Origin of the sequence: Mycobacterium sp. 663a-19, assembly GCF_035616495.1 — a bacterium.
GTDB lineage: Bacteria > Actinomycetota > Actinomycetes > Mycobacteriales > Mycobacteriaceae > Mycobacterium.
This window is the reverse complement of sequence record NZ_JAPJAV010000005.1, coordinates 23,564-42,589: the sequence shown is the minus strand read 5'-3', so window position 1 is coordinate 42,589 and position 19,026 is coordinate 23,564. Positions and strand designations below refer to the sequence as shown.

Annotated in this window: 23 protein-coding genes; 10 read left to right on the top strand and 13 right to left on the bottom strand. The window is 68.1% G+C overall.

The genetic code is table 11. From position 1 onward, the window contains the following. The first annotated feature begins 11 nt into the window (after positions 1 to 11). Together OQ968_RS10700 and OQ968_RS10695 are read left to right on the top strand one after the other, a co-directional pair. Positions 12 to 797, top strand: coding sequence for a heavy metal-binding domain-containing protein (locus OQ968_RS10700; RefSeq protein WP_324677498.1), 786 nt, complete (start codon positions 12 to 14; stop codon positions 795 to 797). A 10-nt stretch (positions 798 to 807) separates the two neighbouring features. Further along, positions 808 to 1,185 (top strand): DUF5073 family protein, encoded by a 378-nt coding sequence (locus tag OQ968_RS10695; protein WP_324677987.1) that lies wholly within the window; start codon positions 808 to 810, stop codon positions 1,183 to 1,185. A 58-nt stretch (positions 1,186 to 1,243) separates the two neighbouring features. Here OQ968_RS10695 and OQ968_RS10690 read toward each other — a convergent pair whose 3' ends face one another. Beyond that, positions 1,244 to 1,654 carry a hypothetical protein gene (locus OQ968_RS10690; RefSeq protein ID WP_324677985.1) on the bottom strand — a complete coding sequence of 137 codons (411 nt, stop codon included), beginning with the start codon at positions 1,652 to 1,654 and terminating at the stop codon, positions 1,244 to 1,246. A 149-nt stretch (positions 1,655 to 1,803) separates the two neighbouring features. Here OQ968_RS10690 and OQ968_RS10685 point away from each other — a divergent pair, with 149 nt between their 5' ends. Beyond that, on the top strand, positions 1,804 to 2,349 hold the full coding sequence (locus tag OQ968_RS10685) for a class I SAM-dependent methyltransferase (RefSeq protein ID WP_324677496.1): 546 nt from the start codon (positions 1,804 to 1,806) through the stop codon (positions 2,347 to 2,349). Positions 2,350 to 2,352: 3 nt separating this feature from the next. On the opposite strand, the gene OQ968_RS10680 is transcribed toward OQ968_RS10685, so the two are convergent. From OQ968_RS10680 to OQ968_RS10670, 3 genes are read right to left on the bottom strand one after another with little or no spacing between them, the layout of a single operon-like run. After that, complete coding sequence (locus tag OQ968_RS10680) at positions 2,353 to 2,694, bottom strand: thiocyanate hydrolase (RefSeq protein ID WP_324677494.1); 342 nt, start codon at positions 2,692 to 2,694, stop codon at positions 2,353 to 2,355. Then, entirely contained in the window at positions 2,691 to 3,410 is a 720-nt protein-coding gene (gene scnC, locus OQ968_RS10675; RefSeq protein WP_324677492.1) for a thiocyanate hydrolase subunit gamma, read from the bottom strand. The genes OQ968_RS10680 and scnC overlap by 4 nt, the downstream gene beginning before the upstream one ends. Beyond that, a complete protein-coding gene (locus OQ968_RS10670) occupies positions 3,407 to 4,264 on the bottom strand; it encodes an SH3-like domain-containing protein (protein WP_324677490.1) in 858 nt (285 codons plus the stop codon). Before OQ968_RS10670 ends, scnC begins: the two co-directional genes overlap by 4 nt. Positions 4,265 to 4,364: 100 nt before the next feature. On the opposite strand from OQ968_RS10670, the gene OQ968_RS10665 reads away from it, so the two are divergent. Further along, positions 4,365 to 5,207: an enoyl-CoA hydratase-related protein gene (locus tag OQ968_RS10665; RefSeq protein ID WP_324677488.1), complete on the top strand. Its 843-nt coding sequence runs from the start codon at positions 4,365 to 4,367 to the stop codon at positions 5,205 to 5,207. Positions 5,208 to 5,255: 48 nt separating this feature from the next. Here OQ968_RS10665 and OQ968_RS10660 read toward each other — a convergent pair whose 3' ends face one another. The 8 genes from OQ968_RS10660 to OQ968_RS10625 are packed head-to-tail and all read right to left on the bottom strand — an operon-like array spanning position 5,256 to position 13,921. Next, positions 5,256 to 6,959, bottom strand: a complete 1,704-nt coding sequence (locus OQ968_RS10660) for an FAD-binding protein (protein ID WP_324677486.1) — start codon at positions 6,957 to 6,959, stop codon at positions 5,256 to 5,258. Continuing rightward, the gene (locus OQ968_RS10655; protein ID WP_324677983.1) at positions 6,956 to 8,311 is read right to left on the bottom strand and encodes an aromatic ring-hydroxylating dioxygenase subunit alpha; all 1,356 of its coding nucleotides are present in this window, start codon (positions 8,309 to 8,311) and stop codon (positions 6,956 to 6,958) included. Before OQ968_RS10655 ends, OQ968_RS10660 begins: the two co-directional genes overlap by 4 nt. A 19-nt stretch (positions 8,312 to 8,330) precedes the next feature. Continuing rightward, positions 8,331 to 9,878 carry an acyl-CoA synthetase gene (locus tag OQ968_RS10650; protein WP_324677484.1) on the bottom strand — a complete coding sequence of 516 codons (1,548 nt, stop codon included), beginning with the start codon at positions 9,876 to 9,878 and terminating at the stop codon, positions 8,331 to 8,333. A gap of 8 nt (positions 9,879 to 9,886) precedes the next feature. Further along, the gene (locus tag OQ968_RS10645) at positions 9,887 to 10,759 is read right to left on the bottom strand and encodes an enoyl-CoA hydratase-related protein (RefSeq protein WP_324677482.1); all 873 of its coding nucleotides are present in this window, start codon (positions 10,757 to 10,759) and stop codon (positions 9,887 to 9,889) included. Positions 10,760 to 10,797: 38 nt separating this feature from the next. Then, entirely contained in the window at positions 10,798 to 11,034 is a 237-nt protein-coding gene (locus OQ968_RS10640; protein WP_324677481.1) for a lipoyl domain-containing protein, read from the bottom strand. Then, complete coding sequence (locus tag OQ968_RS10635; RefSeq protein ID WP_324677479.1) at positions 11,027 to 12,031, bottom strand: alpha-ketoacid dehydrogenase subunit beta; 1,005 nt, start codon at positions 12,029 to 12,031, stop codon at positions 11,027 to 11,029. The genes OQ968_RS10640 and OQ968_RS10635 overlap by 8 nt, the downstream gene beginning before the upstream one ends. Further along, positions 12,028 to 13,014, bottom strand: coding sequence for a thiamine pyrophosphate-dependent dehydrogenase E1 component subunit alpha (locus tag OQ968_RS10630; RefSeq protein WP_324677477.1), 987 nt, complete (start codon positions 13,012 to 13,014; stop codon positions 12,028 to 12,030). Before OQ968_RS10630 ends, OQ968_RS10635 begins: the two co-directional genes overlap by 4 nt. 43 nt (positions 13,015 to 13,057) lie before the next feature. Continuing rightward, the gene (locus OQ968_RS10625; protein WP_324677475.1) at positions 13,058 to 13,921 is read right to left on the bottom strand and encodes a mycofactocin-coupled SDR family oxidoreductase; all 864 of its coding nucleotides are present in this window, start codon (positions 13,919 to 13,921) and stop codon (positions 13,058 to 13,060) included. A 205-nt stretch (positions 13,922 to 14,126) separates the two neighbouring features. Here OQ968_RS10625 and OQ968_RS10620 point away from each other — a divergent pair, with 205 nt between their 5' ends. Continuing rightward, on the top strand, positions 14,127 to 15,356 hold the full coding sequence (locus OQ968_RS10620; RefSeq protein ID WP_324677473.1) for a CaiB/BaiF CoA-transferase family protein: 1,230 nt from the start codon (positions 14,127 to 14,129) through the stop codon (positions 15,354 to 15,356). 21 nt (positions 15,357 to 15,377) lie between these two features. Here the strand turns inward: OQ968_RS10620 and OQ968_RS10615 are convergent, their stop codons facing one another. Continuing rightward, positions 15,378 to 15,752: a thioredoxin family protein gene (locus tag OQ968_RS10615; RefSeq protein WP_324677471.1), complete on the bottom strand. Its 375-nt coding sequence runs from the start codon at positions 15,750 to 15,752 to the stop codon at positions 15,378 to 15,380. Between the two features lie 114 nt (positions 15,753 to 15,866). Here OQ968_RS10615 and OQ968_RS10610 point away from each other — a divergent pair, with 114 nt between their 5' ends. The 5 genes from OQ968_RS10610 (at position 15,867) to OQ968_RS10590 (ending at position 18,998) form a co-directional block, all read left to right on the top strand. Then, on the top strand, positions 15,867 to 16,136 hold the full coding sequence (locus OQ968_RS10610) for a metal-sensitive transcriptional regulator (RefSeq protein WP_324677469.1): 270 nt from the start codon (positions 15,867 to 15,869) through the stop codon (positions 16,134 to 16,136). 45 nt (positions 16,137 to 16,181) lie between these two features. After that, on the top strand, positions 16,182 to 16,604 hold the full coding sequence (locus OQ968_RS10605; protein ID WP_324677467.1) for a DUF302 domain-containing protein: 423 nt from the start codon (positions 16,182 to 16,184) through the stop codon (positions 16,602 to 16,604). Between the two features lie 12 nt (positions 16,605 to 16,616). Beyond that, positions 16,617 to 16,976, top strand: a complete 360-nt coding sequence (locus OQ968_RS10600) for a carboxymuconolactone decarboxylase family protein (protein WP_324677465.1) — start codon at positions 16,617 to 16,619, stop codon at positions 16,974 to 16,976. Between the two features lie 119 nt (positions 16,977 to 17,095). Further along, positions 17,096 to 18,460: a wax ester/triacylglycerol synthase domain-containing protein gene (locus tag OQ968_RS10595; protein ID WP_324677463.1), complete on the top strand. Its 1,365-nt coding sequence runs from the start codon at positions 17,096 to 17,098 to the stop codon at positions 18,458 to 18,460. Between the two features lie 247 nt (positions 18,461 to 18,707). Further along, positions 18,708 to 18,998 carry an ANTAR domain-containing protein gene (locus tag OQ968_RS10590; protein ID WP_324677981.1) on the top strand — a complete coding sequence of 97 codons (291 nt, stop codon included), beginning with the start codon at positions 18,708 to 18,710 and terminating at the stop codon, positions 18,996 to 18,998. Positions 18,999 to 19,026: the final 28 nt, after the last annotated feature.

Genomic DNA, 19,026 nt, shown 5'->3' with positions numbered 1-19,026 from the left:
GGTATTCAACGATGCAACCGAACCCGCTCGACCCCGTCGCCAGCGAACGACTGTCGCACGCCGGAAGTGTGTTCACGTCCGACCTGTCGATCAACGAATTCGCGCTGCTGCACGGGGCGGGATTCGAACCGATCGAGCTGGTGATGGGCGTCTCCGTCTATCACGTCGGCTACCAGTTCACCGGCATCAGGCAGCAGTCGGAGTTGCCCGTACTCACCGACGCGACGTACCGCGCGCGCTGGAATGCGATGTCGCGGATGCAGGCCGAGGCCGATTCGCTGGGCGCCGACGGCGTGGTCGGTGTCCGCCTCGAATGGCGTCATCAAGGGGAGGGCGAACACCTCGAGTTCATCGCGGTGGGTACGGCCGTGCGCTTCACGGCCAAGCCCGGGGCGTTTCGCCGCGCCAACGGTCAAGCATTCACCAGCCACCTGTCCGGGCAGGATCTGACCACGCTGCTGCGGTCCGGGTATGCGCCGGTCGCTTTCGTGATGGGCAACTGCGTGTTCCACATCGCCGTGCAGGGATTCCTGCGAACTCTCAGTCAGGTGGGCCGCAACGCGGAGATGCCGCAGTGGACGCAGGGCAGTTATCAAGCCCGTGAACTGGCGATGTCACGCATGCAGAGCGAGGCCGAGCGAGACGGCGGCAGCGGTGTCGTCGGCGTGCATTTCGCCATCTCGAATTACGCCTGGGGGCATCACACCGTGGAGTTCTATGTCGCGGGAACCGCCGTGCGCCGCAACGGCGAAGCGCAAACCATCACACCGTCGTTCGTTCTGCCGATGAGTGAATGATGGGTGAATGATGACAGGCTTCGACCACGAGCGGGTCAGCCGTGCCATCGGAGCGGCTCTGGCCGGTCCCGGGGGAGTGGGGCTGGTGGTCAGGGTGTTCTGCGGCGTTCCGGGAGTGATCCTGACCCCGGCGCGGCGGGGCGTTTTCCGGTCGCAGCCGGAGCGGATCCAGATCGGCGACTGGCGGTATGAGCTCACCGCCGACGGCCGGCTCGGCGCGGCCCACGTGGTGAACGGCATCGTGCTTGCCGAGGAGGTTCTTGCCGCCGGCGCCGTCGGTCCGCACATCGCCCGCGCGCTCGGGCAGGTGGCGGGCAGCTACGGCCCGACGATACTTCCCAACATCGATGCGGCCCTCGAGGTGCTCGAGGCGGCGCCGCGCTTCTGATGGCGGGCCGGAATCGTCAGGCAGCGCAACACATTCGGCCGTTACGGTACGTCGGCGCCTAGGGCCGGTCGTGACGACGCCGCCACCTCGTGGGCGAGAGGGCGGTCCGCAGCAGGCCGCGCAGTGTGTAAACCGCGGCCACCACCGACAGCAGGATCAGCAGGATGAACATCGGCAGCCAATTGGCCCGGCTGTGGTCGACGTCCCACCAGATGACCATGAACAACAGCACGCAGAGCAACAGCACGACGTCGCGCCAATTGCCGTGGTAGGACATCGCGGCCCGGCGCAGCCTACGGCCCCGGTCGGCGGCCTCCACCAGGTCGTCGATGCGCGCATCGATCGTCCGCTGCAGCTCGGCGCGCCGCTGGGCGGCTTCCGGCGGCAGTCGATCGAGCAGGTCCATGTCCTGCTTGATCAGCCCTCGATAGTCCGGTCCCCTGAATTGCCCGGCCGCAATGGCCAGCATGGCGCCGCCGAAAACCGGCGCACTGTTCAGCGCGATTTGTCCCAGACCGGTCACGTCAACTCCTTCTCGGTTCGACGTCGGCTTGGATAAACGTAACCCCGGCTACGCTTCGGGTGATCGCTGCCCGGAAGGGTCCTAGGGTTGTGGGCGTGACCTGGGAGGACCGGCGCCGCTGGGACGAGCGGCACACCAGTCAGGGCCCGGCACCCGCCGGCGCGGTCGAGCCGCCCGCGGTGTTCGCCGGCCACGCCCAGGAGTTCCCCACCGCGGGGCGGGCCCTCGACGTGGCGTGCGGCCAGGGGCGCGGCGCGGTCTGGCTTGCCCGGCGCGGCTTGCACGTTTGGGGAGTGGACGTCTCCGCCGTGGCGATCGACCAGGCGCGGGATCTGGCCGAGCGCAACGGCGTCGCCGACCGCTGCCGGTTCGACGTGGTCGACCTCGACGGGGGCCTGCCCGACGGGCCGCCCGTCGACGTCATCCTGTGCCACAAGTTCCGGGACCGGCGCCTGGACCGGGCGATGATGGGGCGGCTCGCGCCGGGCGGGTTACTCGCGATCGCGGTGCTCAGCGAGGTCGGGGCCGCCCCCGGTCCGTTCCGCGCGGCGGCCGGCGAGCTGCCGGCGGCTTTCGCCGGCCTGGACGTGATCGCCGCCGACGAAGGGGAGGGCTGCGCCTGGCTGTTGGCGCGGGCCTGAGGTTCAGGCCTCCAGCCTGGCCCGGACGATCGCCATTCGCGCTTCGAGCTCCGCTTCGTCGATGACGCCGCGGGCCAGGAGCGAGTGCGCCAGCGCGACCAGCCGGTTCTCCGGGTACGGCAGCTCCGAATAGACGGTGGCCGACAGCATGTCCTCTTCCTTGCGCCGGTCGACGAGGCTGAGTATCTCTGGGCCGCAGGCGCTTTGATCGAGCGCATCGCATATGCCGTCGAGGCTCGTCTTCCACGGCGGCACGGGGTTGTCGACGCCGTACTTGGCCGCCATGCGACTCCAGACCTGGTCGCGCTCAACGATTTTGGCCAACGGAGAAATCCCGGTGCTCATCGGTGCTCCACGGGATGGATGGCCGGGCGGGTCGCGGTGATCGCGTTCGTCGTCACCCCGACTCTGGGCAATGCGACGCCGATCAGGCAGTCGCGGGTGACGATTTCGGCGAGCTGGTCCTCCGTCCAGCCGTCGGTGCCGTCGGGACGCACGGGCATCACCATGAAGCGATGCTTCTGATTGGAATCCTCCACCCGGATCTCGACCTCTTCGGGCAGGTACAGCCCGAACTCGGCGAGCACTTCCCGCGGCCAGCGCACGATGCGGCGGCGGAAGTTGGGTGTCCGGTACCACTCGGGCGAATTGCCGAGAATGGGACGGGGGTAGCAGGAGCACAACGTGCAGACGATGACGTGGTGCAGGGTGGGGGTGTCCTCGAGGATGTGGAAGGCCGTGAAATCGCTCGGCGTTCCGAAACCCGTCGGCTGCAGCCAGTCGACGCCGACTTCCTTGCTGGCGGCCATCGGATCGGCGAGGACAAGCTTCTTGAACTCGGGATCAAGCCATGCCCGGGCGACCAGGCGTGCCGCCGGGGTGGGGCCGATCTGCTCGGCGAATTCGGTGAAGCGGCGATGGTCCTCCGCGGTGAAAATCCCCTTCTCGATGCATAATTCGCGAAGGGCGATCTCGAGAACCTCGAAGTCGGTGATCTCGTCCACCATCGGGGCGGCGGTGCGGTCATGGTTGTGGTCGTGGTCGTCGTCGTGAGCGGTCATGCCGGGTTCCTTTCTGGCCGTGCCGCTTCCAGCCACCGCTCGGGGATCTCGGTCTGCACCGTGTCGTTGTCCGGCCCGGTGTAGCCGTGCCACAGCTCGGCGAGGTTGAACCGAACGATGTAGAACCACTCGGGCTTTTGGTCGGGCCCGTCAAAGGTTTCGTCCTCGGCGACGGGGCTCTCGTACGACACGACCGCGATCTCGCCCGTGGCGCCGCGGACGTACTCCTGGGTGCGGGTGTAGAACAGGACGGGAAGTTCCCGAACGACAACCTTGTCGCCGACGCGGAACTTCGGTTCGCCCGCCTGTCCGGCATACACCTGCGGGTCGCCCTTGCCCACCGCGTGCTCGTGGTGCCGGTTGCGGTTGACCCTGGCGGGATCGCCCTCGAACTTCGGCTTGGCCTCCAGGCGCTTGCCCCGCAGGCCGCCGTCGTAGCGCGCCCTGACCTCGGTCATGCGTTCGGCCAGCTCGGTCAGCCCGATGTGGTGCTTCTCGGCGAGGACGCGCGCGACGGCGAGCAGCCACCTTCCGTAATAGGGCAGCCCGAGATAGATCGTGCGGCCCACGTCGACGTTGCCCATCCGGCGTCGTTCCTCGGACAGCCAGATTCCGCGCCAGCCGAGCACCTCGCACATGACGTAGGTGTTCTCTTCCCACGCCTCGTATTGCTTGTTTTCCCACGGGATGGGCGCATCCGGCTCGCCGCCGACGTCGTGCGGGGTCTTGGTGTAGGCCGTGAATCGCTCATGGTCGATCAGATCCGGCGGGGGCGCGTCGGGAAGTTCCGGGTACGAGGATTTGAGGCGGGCAACCAGGTCCAGATGGGCCACCCGCTCCCGCGGAGTCGTCATCGCGCTCCATTCGTCGTCGGTCGCGTCGGATATAGCTCACTCCTAGCGGCGAGATCGCGCAACCACTAAGGGGATTCCGCGGTCCGGTAGGGTCACGAAGATGGAGCGGCGCGAGCTCGAAGCGGTCATCTACGAACGCGAACCGCCGATTGCGCGGATCATTCTGAATCGGCCCGAGAAGGCCAACACCAAGGATGCCGTCCTGGTCACCGAAGTCGACAGTTGCCTGCACGAGGCGGACCGCGACAAGGAGATCAAGGTCGTCATCCTCAAGGCCAACGGGAAGGGCTTCTGCGGCGGCCACGTGGCCCGCTGGGGTCCGGAGGAAAACCCGTATCCGGATTTCGGGGATACGTTCGAGGACCTGTACAAGGGAACCGCCGACCTGTTCCTGTGGCCGACGCTGTATTTGTGGGAGTTCCCCAAGCCGACGATCTCGCAGATACACGGGTATTGCATGGGCGGCGGGATCTACCTCGGGCTGCTGACCGATTTCTGCGTGGCGTCCGAGGACGCGTATTTCCAGATGCCCCTTGCCCAAAGCCTCGGGGAGCCCGGCGGTCACACCATGATCGAGCCGTGGCTGATGATGAACTGGCACCGGACCATGGACTGGCTGCTGCTGGCGCCGACCCTGTCGGCGCAGCAGGCCCTCGACTGGGGTCTGCTCAACAGGGTGGTGCCACGCGAAGACCTCGAGGCCACCGTCGAGGAGATGGCGCGCAGGATCGCCCAGATCCCGTTGACCACGCTGATGGCGGTGAAGAGCAACGTCAAGCGGGCCTGGGAGCTGATGGGCATGCGGGTGCACCTGCAGGTCAGCCACATCCTGACCAACATGGTCGGCGCCGCGTCCGATGTTCAGGCGCGGCGGGCCGAGCTGATGCAGTCGGGCATGAAGCCGCGCGAATTCGTCGGCCGCGACGAGGGTGAGCAGACGTAAAAGCCCCCAATTTCGGCACGAAATAGGGGCTTTTACGTCTGCTCGCGGTTACTGGCGACCTTTCTCGCCGGCGATCTTGCGGCCCGCGGCGTGCCGCGCGGCGACATAGCCGAACACCATCGAGTTGGCGATGCTGGCCCCGGCGCCCGGATATGTTCGGCCCATCACCGTCGCGGTGGTGTTGCCGGTGGCGTAGAGGCCGTCGATCACGCAGTCGTCCTCGTCGAGCACCTGCGCGTGCTCGTTGGTGATCACGCCCCCGCAGGTGCCGACGTCCGCCGGCAAAACACGGGTCGCGTAGTACGGCGCCCGGTCGAGTGGGCCCACGGCGGCGTTCGGCCGATACCCGGGGTCGCCGAGGCAGTCGTTGTAGGCCGACTGCCCGCGGCCGAAGTCGGGGTCGAGCCCCTTGGCGGCGAACCGGTTGAACCGCTCGACGGTGCGCGCGAGTTCTTCGGCGGGAAGGTCGATCTGGCGGGCCAGGTCGCCGATGGTGTCGGCCCGTTTGACCGCGCCGCTGTCGATCAGCCCGGGCGGCAGGTGCTGATTGCGCTTGAACGGGTTGGCGCTGGTGACGTAGCGGCGCACGTAGCCGTCGTCGAAAATCATCCAGCAGGGCACCGCCTTGTTGGCGTACATCGCCTTGCCGACCTCGACGTAGGAGTTGGACTCGTTGCAGAACCGGCGGCCCGTCGAGTCGACGTAGATGGCCCCGGGCCGCTGTCGTCCCGAACCGAGCGACGCCGCGGCGGCGCCGCCGTTGGCGATGAAAACCGAAGGCAGCCACCACGCCTCGTCGAGCAGATCGGTCTTCGCGCCCAGCCGCATCGCGGTCTGCAGCACCTCGCCGGTGTCTCCGGCGTTGGCGATCGACCATTGCCCCTCGTTGGGCTGGTCGCCGCTGTATCGGCGCCGCATCTCCTTGTTGTGGCCGAAGCCGCCCGCGGCCAGCAGCACGCCCCTGCGCGCCTCGATGTTCAGCGTCTCGCCGTCGCGGCGGACGCGCGCGCCGACCACCCGGCCGTCCTCGACGACGAGGTCTTCCATCGCCGTGTTCGTCCACAGCGGTGGCCGGCCGTCACCCAGCTCGATCAGCGCCTTCAGCATCTGCCCGATCAAAGAGGCGCCGTTGGTGAGGATCTGGCGGCGGCGCGCCCGCGCCGCCGCGGTGCGCAGGAACACCTTTGTCGCGACCGCGAATGCGCGCGGTGAGCGGTTGAAATACTGAACCGAGCGCAGCTCGTTGGTCAGCACCACGTACCCGTAGTTCTTGGCCAGCGGCGGCTGCACCTGGTCGCGCCAGCTCCCCAGCTCGGCGGCGTCGAACGGAATCCCCTCGACCGCCCGGCCGGCCTCGTTGCCGCCCTTGTGATTTGGGTAGTAGTCGCTCCAGCCCGCGCACCGGATCAGCCGAACACCCTTGCGGACAAGGAAGTTGATCATCTCGTAGCCGACGGTGAGAAAGACCTCGCGGCGCGCGGGCGTCGACGCCGCGCCGACGTCACCTACCACGTCGGCCAGGTAGGCCAGGCCGTCCTCGTGGGTGTCGGCGATCCCGTCGGCCCGCATCAGCGGGTTGTTCGGGAGCCACACGATGCCGCCCGAAAGCCCGGTCGAACCGCCGACGAGGGCCTGCTTCTCGACGATCAGCGGCTCGAGCCCGCAGTCGAGCGCGGCCAGCCCGGCCACCATGCCGCCGCCGCCGCTGCCCGCGATCAGCAGGTCGACGGAGCGGTCCCAGCGGGTCGTCATCGTGCCTCCGAGCCGAATCCCAGGTCGGCCACCGGCACGTCGATGGTGGTGTTGGTCTTCTGGATCGCGGGCACCAGCGACTCGTACGGCAGGCCGGCGAGGAAGCCGTCGACGACGCGTTCGAAGTTCGAGATCAGCCCCTCGATCCGGTCCGACAGGCGCATGTATTCGAATCCCCTTGAGCGCAGCCCTTTTTGCTGCCGCGGCAGGTTGGAGAAGTCCTGGGCGGGGATCGGCGGCCAGCGCGGATCGTCGGGCGCCATCGGATCCGGGGGTGTGGGTTTGCCCGCGGAGCGGTCGCCGGGGAATCGGGTCAGCGACCAGATCTCGAACAGGGTCTCCTCGGGCCCCAGCGGGCGGATCCGGTACGACGACGCGCTGCTGTAGGTGGGCAGGATGAAGTGGTGCGGGAAGCAGAAGCCGATCGCGTCGGTGATGCCGCGCCGGACCAGCTCGTTGAGGTCGGGCATGTCGCTGCCCCGGGCGCGGTGCCAGGCGACGACGGCGTCGTTGAGCGCGGAGCGCCAGGCGGTCATCGCCTCGGCAGGATCGGACGGCAGCGTGATGTTCTGCAGGCCCTCGGCGATGCGGACGTCGTTCTCGTGGGTCATGCCGCCCATGCCGTCGCCGAGGGTGCGCATGAAGTACAGGCTGCTGGCCACGACGGGATGCACCGCCTCGGACGGCGTGCCGGTCTGCGCCGACGGCAGCAACTGCGGGTGGGTCTGCGGGACGTGGTAGCCCTCCATGAACGCCGCCGTCGCCAGCTTCCAATTCACCGGCAGCCGACAGGATTGCCACCACTCGACGCGCAGGGATTCCACCTTCCAGGCGTCATAGGTCGACGCGAACGGCTCCATGCAGTCGCGCAGCGCGGGCGCGCCGTCGTCGAGGTTGATCCACGCGCACCCGCCCCAGAGCTCGCACCGGACCGGGACGAGCTGCAGGTCGTCGGGGCGTAGGTTCTCCTCGGCGAACTCCTCGGGCCGCAGCACGAAGGTGTTGCGGCCGTCGATGCCCCAGCACCAGCCGTGGAACGGGCAGACGAACGTGCGCCGATTCCCGTTGCCCTCCACCAGCTTTACCCCGCGATGGCGGCAGGCGTTGTGGTAGGCGCGGACGGTCTGCGCGTCGACTCGCACCACGATGATCGACTCGTCGAGGATCTCGTACTCCACGAAATCGCCGGGCTTGGGGATCTCCTCGAGCCGGCAGGCCATCTGCCACACCCGCGGCCAGAACATCTCCTTCTCCAGCGCGTAGAACTCCGGGTCGTAGTAGCGCTGCTTGGGAATCCGGTCGGCGGTCTGCACTGCCCACGGCACCGGCAGCGGCGCCCAGTGCACGTCCATACTCATGGCCATTCCTCGTTCATAGGATCCCTGATACCCGCCCCTGCCAGTAGCGTTCGCGGATGCGCCTCTTGTAGAGCTTTCCGTTCGGGTCCCGGGGCAACTCCGGCTCGAAATCGACTGTGCGCGGGCACTTGTAGCCGGCCAGGTGCGCTCGGCAGTATTCGATTAGCTCGGCCTCGAGGTCGGGACCCGGTGTGACGCCCTCGACGGGTTGCACGACGGCCTTGACCTCCTCGCCGAACTCGTCGTTGGGGACGCCGAACACCGCCGCGTCCACCAGCTTGGGATGCATGATCAGCACGTTCTCCGCCTCCTGCGGGTAGATGTTCACCCCGCCGGAGACGATCATGAACGTCGATCGGTCGGTCAGATACATGTAGCCGTCCTCGTCGACGTAACCCACGTCGCCCAGCGAGCGCCACCCGCGGTCGTTGTAGACCGACGCGGTCTTGGCGGGGTCCTTGAAGTACTCGAAGTCGGGGCCACCCTCGAAGTAAAGCTCGCCGGGCTCTCCGATGGGAAGCTCCCGCCCGTCCTCGTCGAGGACGTGCACCGGGCTCATGGGTATGCCCACCGAGCCGGGGTGGGCCAGCCACTCCTCGGGCCCGATCGTGGTGCCGGCGAATCCCTCTGTACCGCCGTAGTATTCGTGGATGATGGGCCCGAACCACTTCATCATGTGGTGCTTGACGTCCACCGGGCAGGGCGCGGCGGCGTGAATGACGCACCGCAGACTCGAGACGTCGTATTTTTCCCGGACGGCCCTGGGCAGCTTGAGCATCCGCACGAACATCGTCGGCACGAACTGGGCGTGGGTGACGCGGTGGGTCTCGATCAGCCGCAGCACGGTTTCGGCGTCGAACTTGGGCATGACGATCGACGCGGCGCCCACCCGATTGATCGCCATGGTGTAGTTCACCCCGGCGGCGTGGTAGAGCGGCGCGGGGGACAGGTACACGCTCGACGGGCCCATCCCGTACTTGTGGGTGAGCGCCCGCTCCAGCACCGACTGGGCCCACGAGCCGTTGCCGTCGGTCGGAAGCGGCCGGCGAACGGCCTTGGGCCGCCCCGTCGTTCCCGACGAGTACAGCATTTCCGAGCCGTCCGACAGCGGCGGCGGATCGCCCGCCCCGGCCAGCGCGTCCTCGTAGGCCCGCCAGCCGGGCAGGTCACCCCCGACGACGTCCCCAACAATTACGTGGACCCCCACCGCCGCGTTGACGTCGCGGACGTGGGACGCGAGGTCGGCCTTCGACGCGTCCACGAACACCGCCTTCGCGTCGGAGTCGTCGATGACGTAGGCGACCTCCTCGGGGGTGAAGTGGGTGTTGACCGGGGTGTAGTAGAGCCCGGAAAGCTGGCAGCCCCAGGTGATTTCGAGGAACTCGGGCCGGTTCGGCAGGACCAGTGCCACCCCGTCGCCGCGGCGCAGTCCGGCGCCGTGCAGCAGCGCGGCGACCCGCAGGCTGCGGGCGTGCAGCTCGCCGAACGAGACCGTGCCGCCCCCGGACATGATCAAGGCCGGCGCGCGGGGGTCGGTGCTCGCGTGATCGGCGATGTTCACCGGCGGGCCTAAGTTGCTGGGGCGCCGTCGGTCTGGGCGGCCGCCGCGGCCTGGCGCCGGGCCTGCTCGGATGGCAGCACCTTGTCCTTGAACACCTGCTGGATCAGCTCCTGCACGTCCTTGCTGATCGACGCCAGCGCGACGAGGTCGTTGGAGCTTTGCCAGTGCACCCGCATGCCCATCAGCTCCCAGGCCCGCTTGAGGTTCGCCTTGGTGGCCAGCAGCGTCGTCATCGGTGCCTGGGCGATGTGACGGGCGATGGCCTCGACGCGGTCGTTGAGTTGCTCTCGGGGCACCACCTCGTTGACCAGGCCGACCTCCAGCGCCTTCTTGGCGTCGATGACCTCGGCGAGATACAGGTAGTACGCGGCGCGCCGCCAGTTCATGAAGACCCACGGCTCGATCGAGCACTCGCCCGAGGGCATGCCGAAGCCCTGCAGCGGCGGGTAGGAGAAGTAGGCGTCCTCGGAGGCGATGACGATGTCGGTGGTGAGGCCGTAGTGGGTGCCGCCCCCGACGCAGTAGCCGTGCACCTGGGCGATCGTCGGCTTGGAGAACTCCCACAGGTTCAGGATCGGCTTCACGAACAGGTCGGTCTGCGGCTTCCAGGGCGTACCCATGACCTTTGCTCCCGCAACGAATTCCGGGTAGTCGACCGAGTTGTTGCCGATGGCGTGCCCGGAACAGAAGCCCTTGCCGTTGGCCTTGAGGATCAGCACCTTGATGTCGTAGTCGCGGTCCGCGTCCAGCAGGGCCGCGTCGACCTCCTCGGCCAGCTTCTGGTCCTGGGCGTTGGCCTTCTCGGGCCAGTTCAGCGTGACGCGGGCGATGGGGCCTTCCTTTTCGTAGATGATTCTCTCGCGGGTCTCGTTGAGATCCATTGTCTGCCCTTACCTTTCGCTTTCTGATCGCTTTCTGATTATGAGGTGATGACGCCGATCTCGGCGCCGATGTCGTAGGTGGCCCCGATCTGGCCCGTCCACTGCACGATGCCCGACGCCCCGGCCTCGATCTCCTGTTCCACCTTCTCCGTGGCGATCACGTAGATCGGGGTGCCCTCTTCGACGCGCTCACCGGCGTCGACCAGGAAGTCGGTGAGCTCGGCCTCCGAGACGGCCACCGACACCCGCGGGATGCGAATGATGAAGTCAGCCACGGGCTTCCGCCCTATCCAGGGTTCGCTGCGCGGCCGCGACGATCCGGGCCGGCGACGGGTACACCTGCGCCTCCAGCGCGGCCGCGGCCGGGTTGGGGACGAACCTGGCGCCGACCCGCTCGACGGGCGCGGCCAGCTCGCCGAACAGCTCCGATTGCAGTATCGCGGCGACTTCCGCTCCGGGCCCGGCGAATTGCACCGCGTCGTGGACGATCACGGCCCGGCGGGTGCGGCGCACGGAATCGACGACGGTCTCGACATCCAGCGGGACGAGGGTGCGCAGGTCGACGACCTCCGCGCTCACCCCCTGCTCGGCCAGCGTGGCCGCCGCCGCCAGCGCGTCGTGCACGGCACGTCCGTAGCCGATCAGGCTCACGTCGGATCCCGGTCGCTTGATGTCGGCCCGCCCGAGCGGAATCGAGAACCCGGGGTCGACGGGGACGGGTCCCTTCTTGCTTTGCAGGCGGATCGTCTCGACGAACAGGCAGGGGTCCTCGTCGAAGATCGCCGAGGTCAGCAGGCCCTTGCCGTCGCGGGGGGTGGAGGGCACGATCACCTTCATCCCGGGGATGTGCATGAACCACGCCTCCAGGCTCTGCGAGTGCGTGGCGCCGGTGGCCAGCCCCGCGTACACCTGGGTGCGGATGGTGATCGGCGCGCATGTGCGCCCGGCGGTCATGAAGCGCAGCTTGGCCGCGTTGTTGATCAGCTGATCGGCGGCGATCCCGATGAAGTCCATGATCATGATCTCGGCCACCGGCAGCAGCCCGTCGATGGCCGCGCCGATCGCCGCGCCGACGATCGCGGCCTCCGAGATCGGGGTGTCGAGGACGCGGTCGTGGCCGTATTTCGTGGACAGTCCCGCGGTGGGGCCCGACGCCCCGGGGTCGGCAATGTCCTCGCCCAGCAGGAAGACTCGGTCGTCGGCCCGCAGCGCCTCGTCCAGCGCGAGGTTCAGCGCCTCGCGCATCGTCATCTCTTTCTCTTGCGCATTCATACCGGGAACCTGATCGGCGTCGCGTACACGTCGCGGTCGAGTTCGTCGATCGATGGGGAGTCGGCACCCATGACGGCCTGCAGCGCGGATTCCACTGTCCGCGAGGCCTCCTCGTCGATGCGGCCGAGCTCGTCCTCGCCGCAGACACCGGTTTCGGCGAGGAGGGCGCGGAACCGCGGCACCGGGTCGGCGTCGATCGCCGCGGCCAGCTGCTCCTTGGGGATGTAGGGCATCCGGTCGCCGAAATAGTGGCCGCGGAAGCGGAACGTCACGCACTCGATGAAGGTCGGGCCGGCGCCGTCGCGGGCCCGCCGCAGCGCGTCGTCGAGCGCGGACTTCACCGCGAGCGGGTCGTTGCCGTCGACCCGGACGCCGGGCATGCCGTAGCCGGCGGCCCGGTCGGCGACGCGCTCGAGCTTCATCGTGTCCGACGTCGGCGTCATTTCGGCGTAGAGGTTGTTCTGGCACACGAACACCAGCGGCAGGTCCCACAACGCGGCCATGTTCGCCGCCTCGTGAAACGAGCCGGTGTTGGTGGCGCCGTCGCCGAAGCTGACCACCGTGACCCGGTCGATGCCCTTGCGCTTGGCGGCCATCGCCAGCCCGACGGCCACCGGCGGACCGGCGCCGACGATCCCGGTCGAGAGCATCACGCCGCTGTCGGGTTTGGCGATGTGCATGGTGCCGCCCTTGCCGCGGCCGGCGCCGACGGTGCGGCCCATCATCTCGCCGTAGATCTCCTCGAGCGGAACCCCCTTGCCGATCAGGTCGTGCAGGCCCCGGTAGGTGGTCACCAGCTGGTCGTCGGGCCGCAGCGACACACCCATCGCCGCGGCGATCGCCTCCTGGCCGCGCGAGGGCCAGTACACGCACATGAACTCGCCGGTGCCGATGCCCTTGGACAGCCGATCGTCGGCGGCCTTCATCAGCACCATGAGCGCATAGATGTCGCGCTGAACGTCGGGGGACACGGCGTCGGTCATCGCGGAGTTCCGTTGCGGTGCGGTCCGATTGGTGCCACTGCCGTCACGCACCCGACCAGGGCTTGACCTTGAGGAAACCTCCGCCGTCCACCCGCAACTGCTGGCCGGTGATGTACCGGGCCGCGTCGGAGGCGAGGAACACCACCGCCTCGCTGATGTCCTCGGGTTCGACGTAGGGGATGGGCATCGCCTGCACCACCGGGAAGACCGGTTCGGCGTCCTCGCGCTTCGGGTCCTTCAGGTCGGGCCGGAAGGCCCGGTACATCGGGGCGCTGTGCAGCATGTCGGTGTTGACGTTCGTCGGGTGCACGGCATTCATCCGGATGGAGAACTTGGCCAGTGCCAAGGCAAAGTCGTTGACGTAGTGTGCGGCAGCCAGTTTCGCGAAGGCGTACCCGGCCCCGCCGGGGCCGCCGTCGATCCCGCTGGTGTTCATCGACGACATGAACGCCGCGTTGGAACCGATCACGATGATCGACGCCCCGGCGTGCAGGTGTTTGAGGCTCGCGTGCACCAGGTTCAGCACGCCGAGCAGGTCGACGTCCACCGCGTCGGCGAACGCCTGGGGTGGTAGGCCCGCGGTGAGCGGGCAGATGCCGGCGTTGGCGACCACGACGTCGAGATGCCCGAAGTCCGCGACGCCGTCGTCGATCGCCTTGGCCAGCGCCACCCGGTCGCGGACGTCGGCGATCGCGGTGAGCGCGCGCTGCCCCTCCTTCTCGACCAGCCGCGCCGTCTCTTCCAGATCCTCCGGCCGCGCCAAGGGGTACTCGTTGGTCTCGATGTCCGCGCACAGGTCCACCGCGATGATGTCGGCGCCCTCGGCGGCCAGCATCCGCGCGTGCGATCGCCCCTGACCGCGCGCGGCGCCGCTGATGACGGCGACCTTGCCGGCTACCCTTCCCATCGCCCGCCCCTCGTTCGCGCGTCTATGCCAGCGGCTGTGTCAACGACCCCCGTTGGGGCCCAACGTCGTTCGAATCGGACCAACGGTCGGCTCCATCGCATCCCCGCCACGAAAACTGCCCGTGGCTGCGGCCGGGCTATCAATATCCCTTAGAGTAGCTAGAATACTTAAAATAGCAAGAAATGGTCGCGGCAGGGGGTCGACGATGTCAGGGGTCCGCGGTGTCCTCCAAGGTGTCCGGGTCGTCGAGCTGGCGTCGTGGACATACGTGCCGTCGGCCGGCGCCGCCCTCGCGGACTGGGGCGCCGACGTGATCAAGGCGGAAGGCGTCGCCTCCGGGGATCCGGGACGGGCGCTGGTGGTCGGCGGCTTCACCCGCGAAGCCGCGCGCCCGGACGCCGACTTCATCCTCGAGCTGGGCAACCGCGGCAAGCGCAGCATCGCCATCGACATCAAGTCCGAAACGGGGCGGGAGTTGTTCGGCCGGCTGTTGGCCAGTGCGGATGTGTTTCTGACCAATTGGCTGCCGGGGGCGCTGGAACGGGCCCGGCTCACCGTCGAGGACATCCGCGCGTTCAACCCGAAGATCATCATCGCGCGGGGCACCGGGCTCGGGGTGCGCGGCCCGCACCGGGATCGCGGCGGTTTCGACGCCGCCACCTACCTGGCGCGCGGCGGGGTGGCGTACACGCTGACCCCGTTCGGGTCCGAGACGCCCGCCGTCCAGGGGCCGGGATTCGGGGACCTGCAGGGCGGGGCGACCCTGGCCGGCGGTGTGTGCGCCGCGCTGTTCCACCGGGAGCGGACCGGCGAGCCGACGATCGTCGACTCTTCGCTGCTGGCCCAGGCGATGTGGGCCATCGCGCCCTCGATCTGCGCGGCCGATTTCTTCGACATCGACGGCATTCCAGGCGCGCCGCCCGGGCTGGCCATCAATCCGCTCGTGAACCGGTACAAGACCAAGGACGGCAGGTGGATTCAGCTGGTCTTCCTGCAACCCGACAAGTTCTGGGCCGGCTTCTGCGAGCGCATCGGCCTGCCCGAACTGGCCACCGACGAGCGGTTTGTGCCGTCGAGCAACCTGATCGCCAACGCCGCAGCGGCGACCGAGATCGTGGCCAACGCCTTCGCCGCCCACGACCTTGCGCACTGGCAGAAGGTGCTCGAGGACGAGCCGGGGGTGTGGGGCGCGCTGGCCACCCCGCGCGAGACGCTCAACGACCCGCAAGTGGAACCCAACGGGTACGTGATCACCAACGTCGACGACCACGGCGAGAAATACAGGATCGTCGCGGCGCCGATCCAGTTCGACGAAACCCCGCCGCGCCCCGCGCGGGCGCCCGAGCACGGCCAGCACACCGAGGAGATCCTGCTCGAGCTGGACGTCGACTGGGACGACATCGCCAGGGCGAAGGACCTGCGGGCCATCCTCTGATGGTCGGCCGGTCGCCGAATTTCAGCGGGCCGCGCCGGCGCGGCGGGCGGCGATCTTGGCGCGCACCGCGTTCATGCCGAGCGATTTCACCTGGCTGATCAGGTTGTCCAGCACGGCCGGGGCCATCGCGCCGGCCTGGCTGTAGACCAGCACGCCGTCGCGAAACGCCATGATGGTCGGCACGGAGCGAATCCCCAGCGCGGCCGCCAGCCCGGGCTCGGCCTGGGTGTCGACCTTGCCGTGCACGACGTCGGGGTGCGCCCGCGCCGAACGGTCGTAGACCGGCGCGAACGCCTGGCAGGGCCGGCAATATCCGGCCCAAAAGTCAACCAGCACAATGGGATTCTCCGTGATGGTCGACTCGAACGTCTCTTGCGTCAGGTTGGTCGTCGTCACCTTGCTTCCTTAGCTGTTTGGGCCCACTCAGGGCCGGTACGGACCTGTACAGGTGACAACTGATACCCATGGGGGTATATTCCATGGCAGTGGTACAACGATACGGAGGATCCAGTGACGGCTGATCAAGACAGCATCGCGGCGGTGCTGAACCGGCTGCGCCGCGCCCAGGGACAGCTTGCCGGGGTGATCTCGATGATCGAGCAGGGCCGCGACTGCAAGGACGTCGTCACCCAGCTCGCCGCGGTTTCGCGCGCCCTCGACCGGGCCGGTTTCAAGATCGTGGCGACCGGGTTGAGGGAATGCCTCACGGGTGTCACGGCCGACGGCGGGCCACCCATGAGCGAGGCCGAGCTGGAGAAGCTGTTCCTCGCGCTCGCCTGAGGCCGGGGGACACGACGAGAACACGACCAGAAAGGGAAAACCACGATGGACATCGCAATCGCGACGCCGCTGCACACCTCGTTCGAAGACGCGGTCGCGCGGACCCGGGAGGCACTCGCGGAGCAGGGTTTTGGCGTGTTGACCGAAATCGACGTGAAGGCCACGCTGAAGGCCAAAATCGGCCAGGAGATGGAGGACTATCTGATCCTCGGCGCCTGCAACCCGCCGCTGGCGCATCGCGCGCTGGAGGCGAACCGGCAGATCGGCCTGCTGCTGCCGTGCAACGTCGTCGTGCGGACCGACCCCGACCACGACGGCACGGTGCTGGTCGAGGCGATGAACCCCGAGCTGATGGTGGAGGTCAGCGGCGAGCCGAAGCTGCGCCCCGTCGCCGAGGAGGTCACCGGCAGGCTGCAGGCGGCGATCGACTCGCTGAAGCACAGCGAGACCGCGAGCGCCAGAAAGTAGCCCCGGGGGATCATGTCGGAACAGCAGCAGCATCATGAGGTCCTCGACGACCTACTGTCCCAGCATCGCGCCCTGCGCAAGCAGATCCCCGACGTTTACCAGGGGTTTGCCGCCCTCAGCGGCGCCGCCCTGGCCGACGGAGCGCTCAGCCGCAAGGTCAAGGAGCTGATGGCGATGGCGATCGGGGTCGTGCAGGGCTGCGACGGCTGCATCGCGTCGCACGCCCAGGCGGCCGCGCGGGCCGGCGCCACGGCGGAGGAGGCCGCCGAGGCGATCGGTGTCACCATCCTGATGCATGGGGGACCCGCCACGATTTACGGCGCCCGGGCCTACACCGCATTCCGCGAATTCGCGGACGCCGCGCCGTCGTAGCCCGTCGGTCCCCGGCGCGGGCGACGAATGACACCATTCGTGGGGACCAAAGTCATTGGCTGCCAATAAGCTACTGACCTTTGCCCCGACCGGTCGTAGGTTTGTGCGTGGAGCACACCATGACTGCATTCATGCGCAACAGCGACGCCTTCACCTGGGCGATGGAAGACGATCCACGGCTGCGATCGACCGTGGTCAGCGTCGTGGTGCTGGACCGATCCCCCGAGTGGGGTTGGGTGCGCGACCGCTTCGACCGGATCAGCCGCAAACTGCCCGTGTTTCGGCAGCGGGTGGTGCCGTCGCCGCCGCCGGCCCCGCCCCGGTGGGAATACGACCGGGACTTCGACCTGGACTACCACATCCGGCGCGCCGCCGCTCCGGGGTCCGGGGCGTTCGACGACGTCCTCGAGCTGGCCCGGCTGGCCCAGATGCAGGACTTCGACCGGGCGCGGCCGCTCTGGGAGACGACGTTCATCGATGGGCTGGAGAACGGCGCCGCGGCGATGGTCTGCAAGTTCCACCATGCGCTCACCGACGGAATCGGCGGCGTCCAAATAGCGATGAACCTCTTCCACCTCTCCGAGGATCTCCACGAGCGCGAGCCCCTGCCGCCGGCGCCCGAGCCGTCCAGGCCCCCGCTGCTCGGCGGCTACCGCGACAGCTGGCGATACGACGCGCACTTACTCGGTGGCGCCGTGACCGCCGCGGCCAAGTTGGCCCCGCGAGTCGTGTACGACAGCGTGCGCCGGCCCGCCGCGACGATCCGCTCGGCCGCGGCCACCGGGGCGTCGGTGTACCGCACGGTGCGGCCGATACGCCGGGCCGGGTCCCCGTTGATCTCGGATCGCGGCCTGATCCGGCGCCTCGGGGTGCACGAAGTGCCGATGCCGCCGTTGCGGGAGGCGGCGCACCGGTGCGGCGGGGCGCTGAACGACGCGTTTGTCGCCGGTGTGGCCGGCGGGTTGCGCCGATACCACGAAAAGCACGGCGTCGAGGTCGGCGACCTGCACCTCTCGATGCCGATCAGCCTGCGGGCAAAGGGCGACGAGATGGGCGGCAACCGGATCACGCTGATGCGGTTCGACGTGCCCGTCGGCGAGGCCGACCCGGCCGCGCGGATCAGGGCGATACATGAGCGCACCGCCGCGGTGCGCGACGAGAGGTCGCTGCCGTTCACCCAGTTGATCGCCGGCGCCCTGAACCTGGTGCCGCGGTGGTACATCGGTTCGGTCCTGCGCCACGTGGACTTTGTGGCCAGCGACGTGCCGGGCGTCCCGGTCCCGGTCTTCCTGGGGGGCGCCCCCGTTCGCGCGCAGTACGCGTTCGGCCCGACCATCGGCTCCGCGGTCAACGTCACACTGCTCACCTACGTCGACGTGTGCGCCCTGGGCATCAACGTGGACACCGCGGCGATACCCGACTACGACGTCTTCCATGACGCCCTCGTTGCCAGCTTCGACGAATTGCTCTCGCTTACAGGCTGATTCGAATAACCTTCGAATAATCGTTGACGGGCGCAATCCGGCGACCGAAATCTCCGGGCGATCTCAACACGATCACAACCGCGTATCGATGCGGGCGACGGTCTGGCACAACGGGTTCGATCCACAAATCATTGCACAGGGCACCTTTTCGGGATCGGGTCGCGAGTTGCGGGGACTCGCGGTGATCTCGGCTCCGCTATGTGGGTTGGCGGATTTCGTCAAGGCGTCAACAGGAGGTATCCACAGCATGATGGCGAACTGGGTTCCCGCCCAGACTACGTGCGGCCCGAACTCCGGTCGCATTCTCGACACCGCGAGGGGCATTCTCATCGGACTTCGGCGCTGCCGCTCGGACGCGGCCTTCGACGAATTGCACAGCGCGGCAGTGCGTCACAGGGTGCCGGTGTTCGCGATGGCGTGGGCGCTGGTTCACCTGGCCGGCGACGGCGAGAAGACGACCAGCTTCACCGATGCGCAGTCCGCGGCCCGCCGCGAGTGGGGACCGCTGTTCGCCGAGTCGTCTGCGGTGAGCTGTTGAGTGGTGACCTGTTGAGTGACGATGAGAA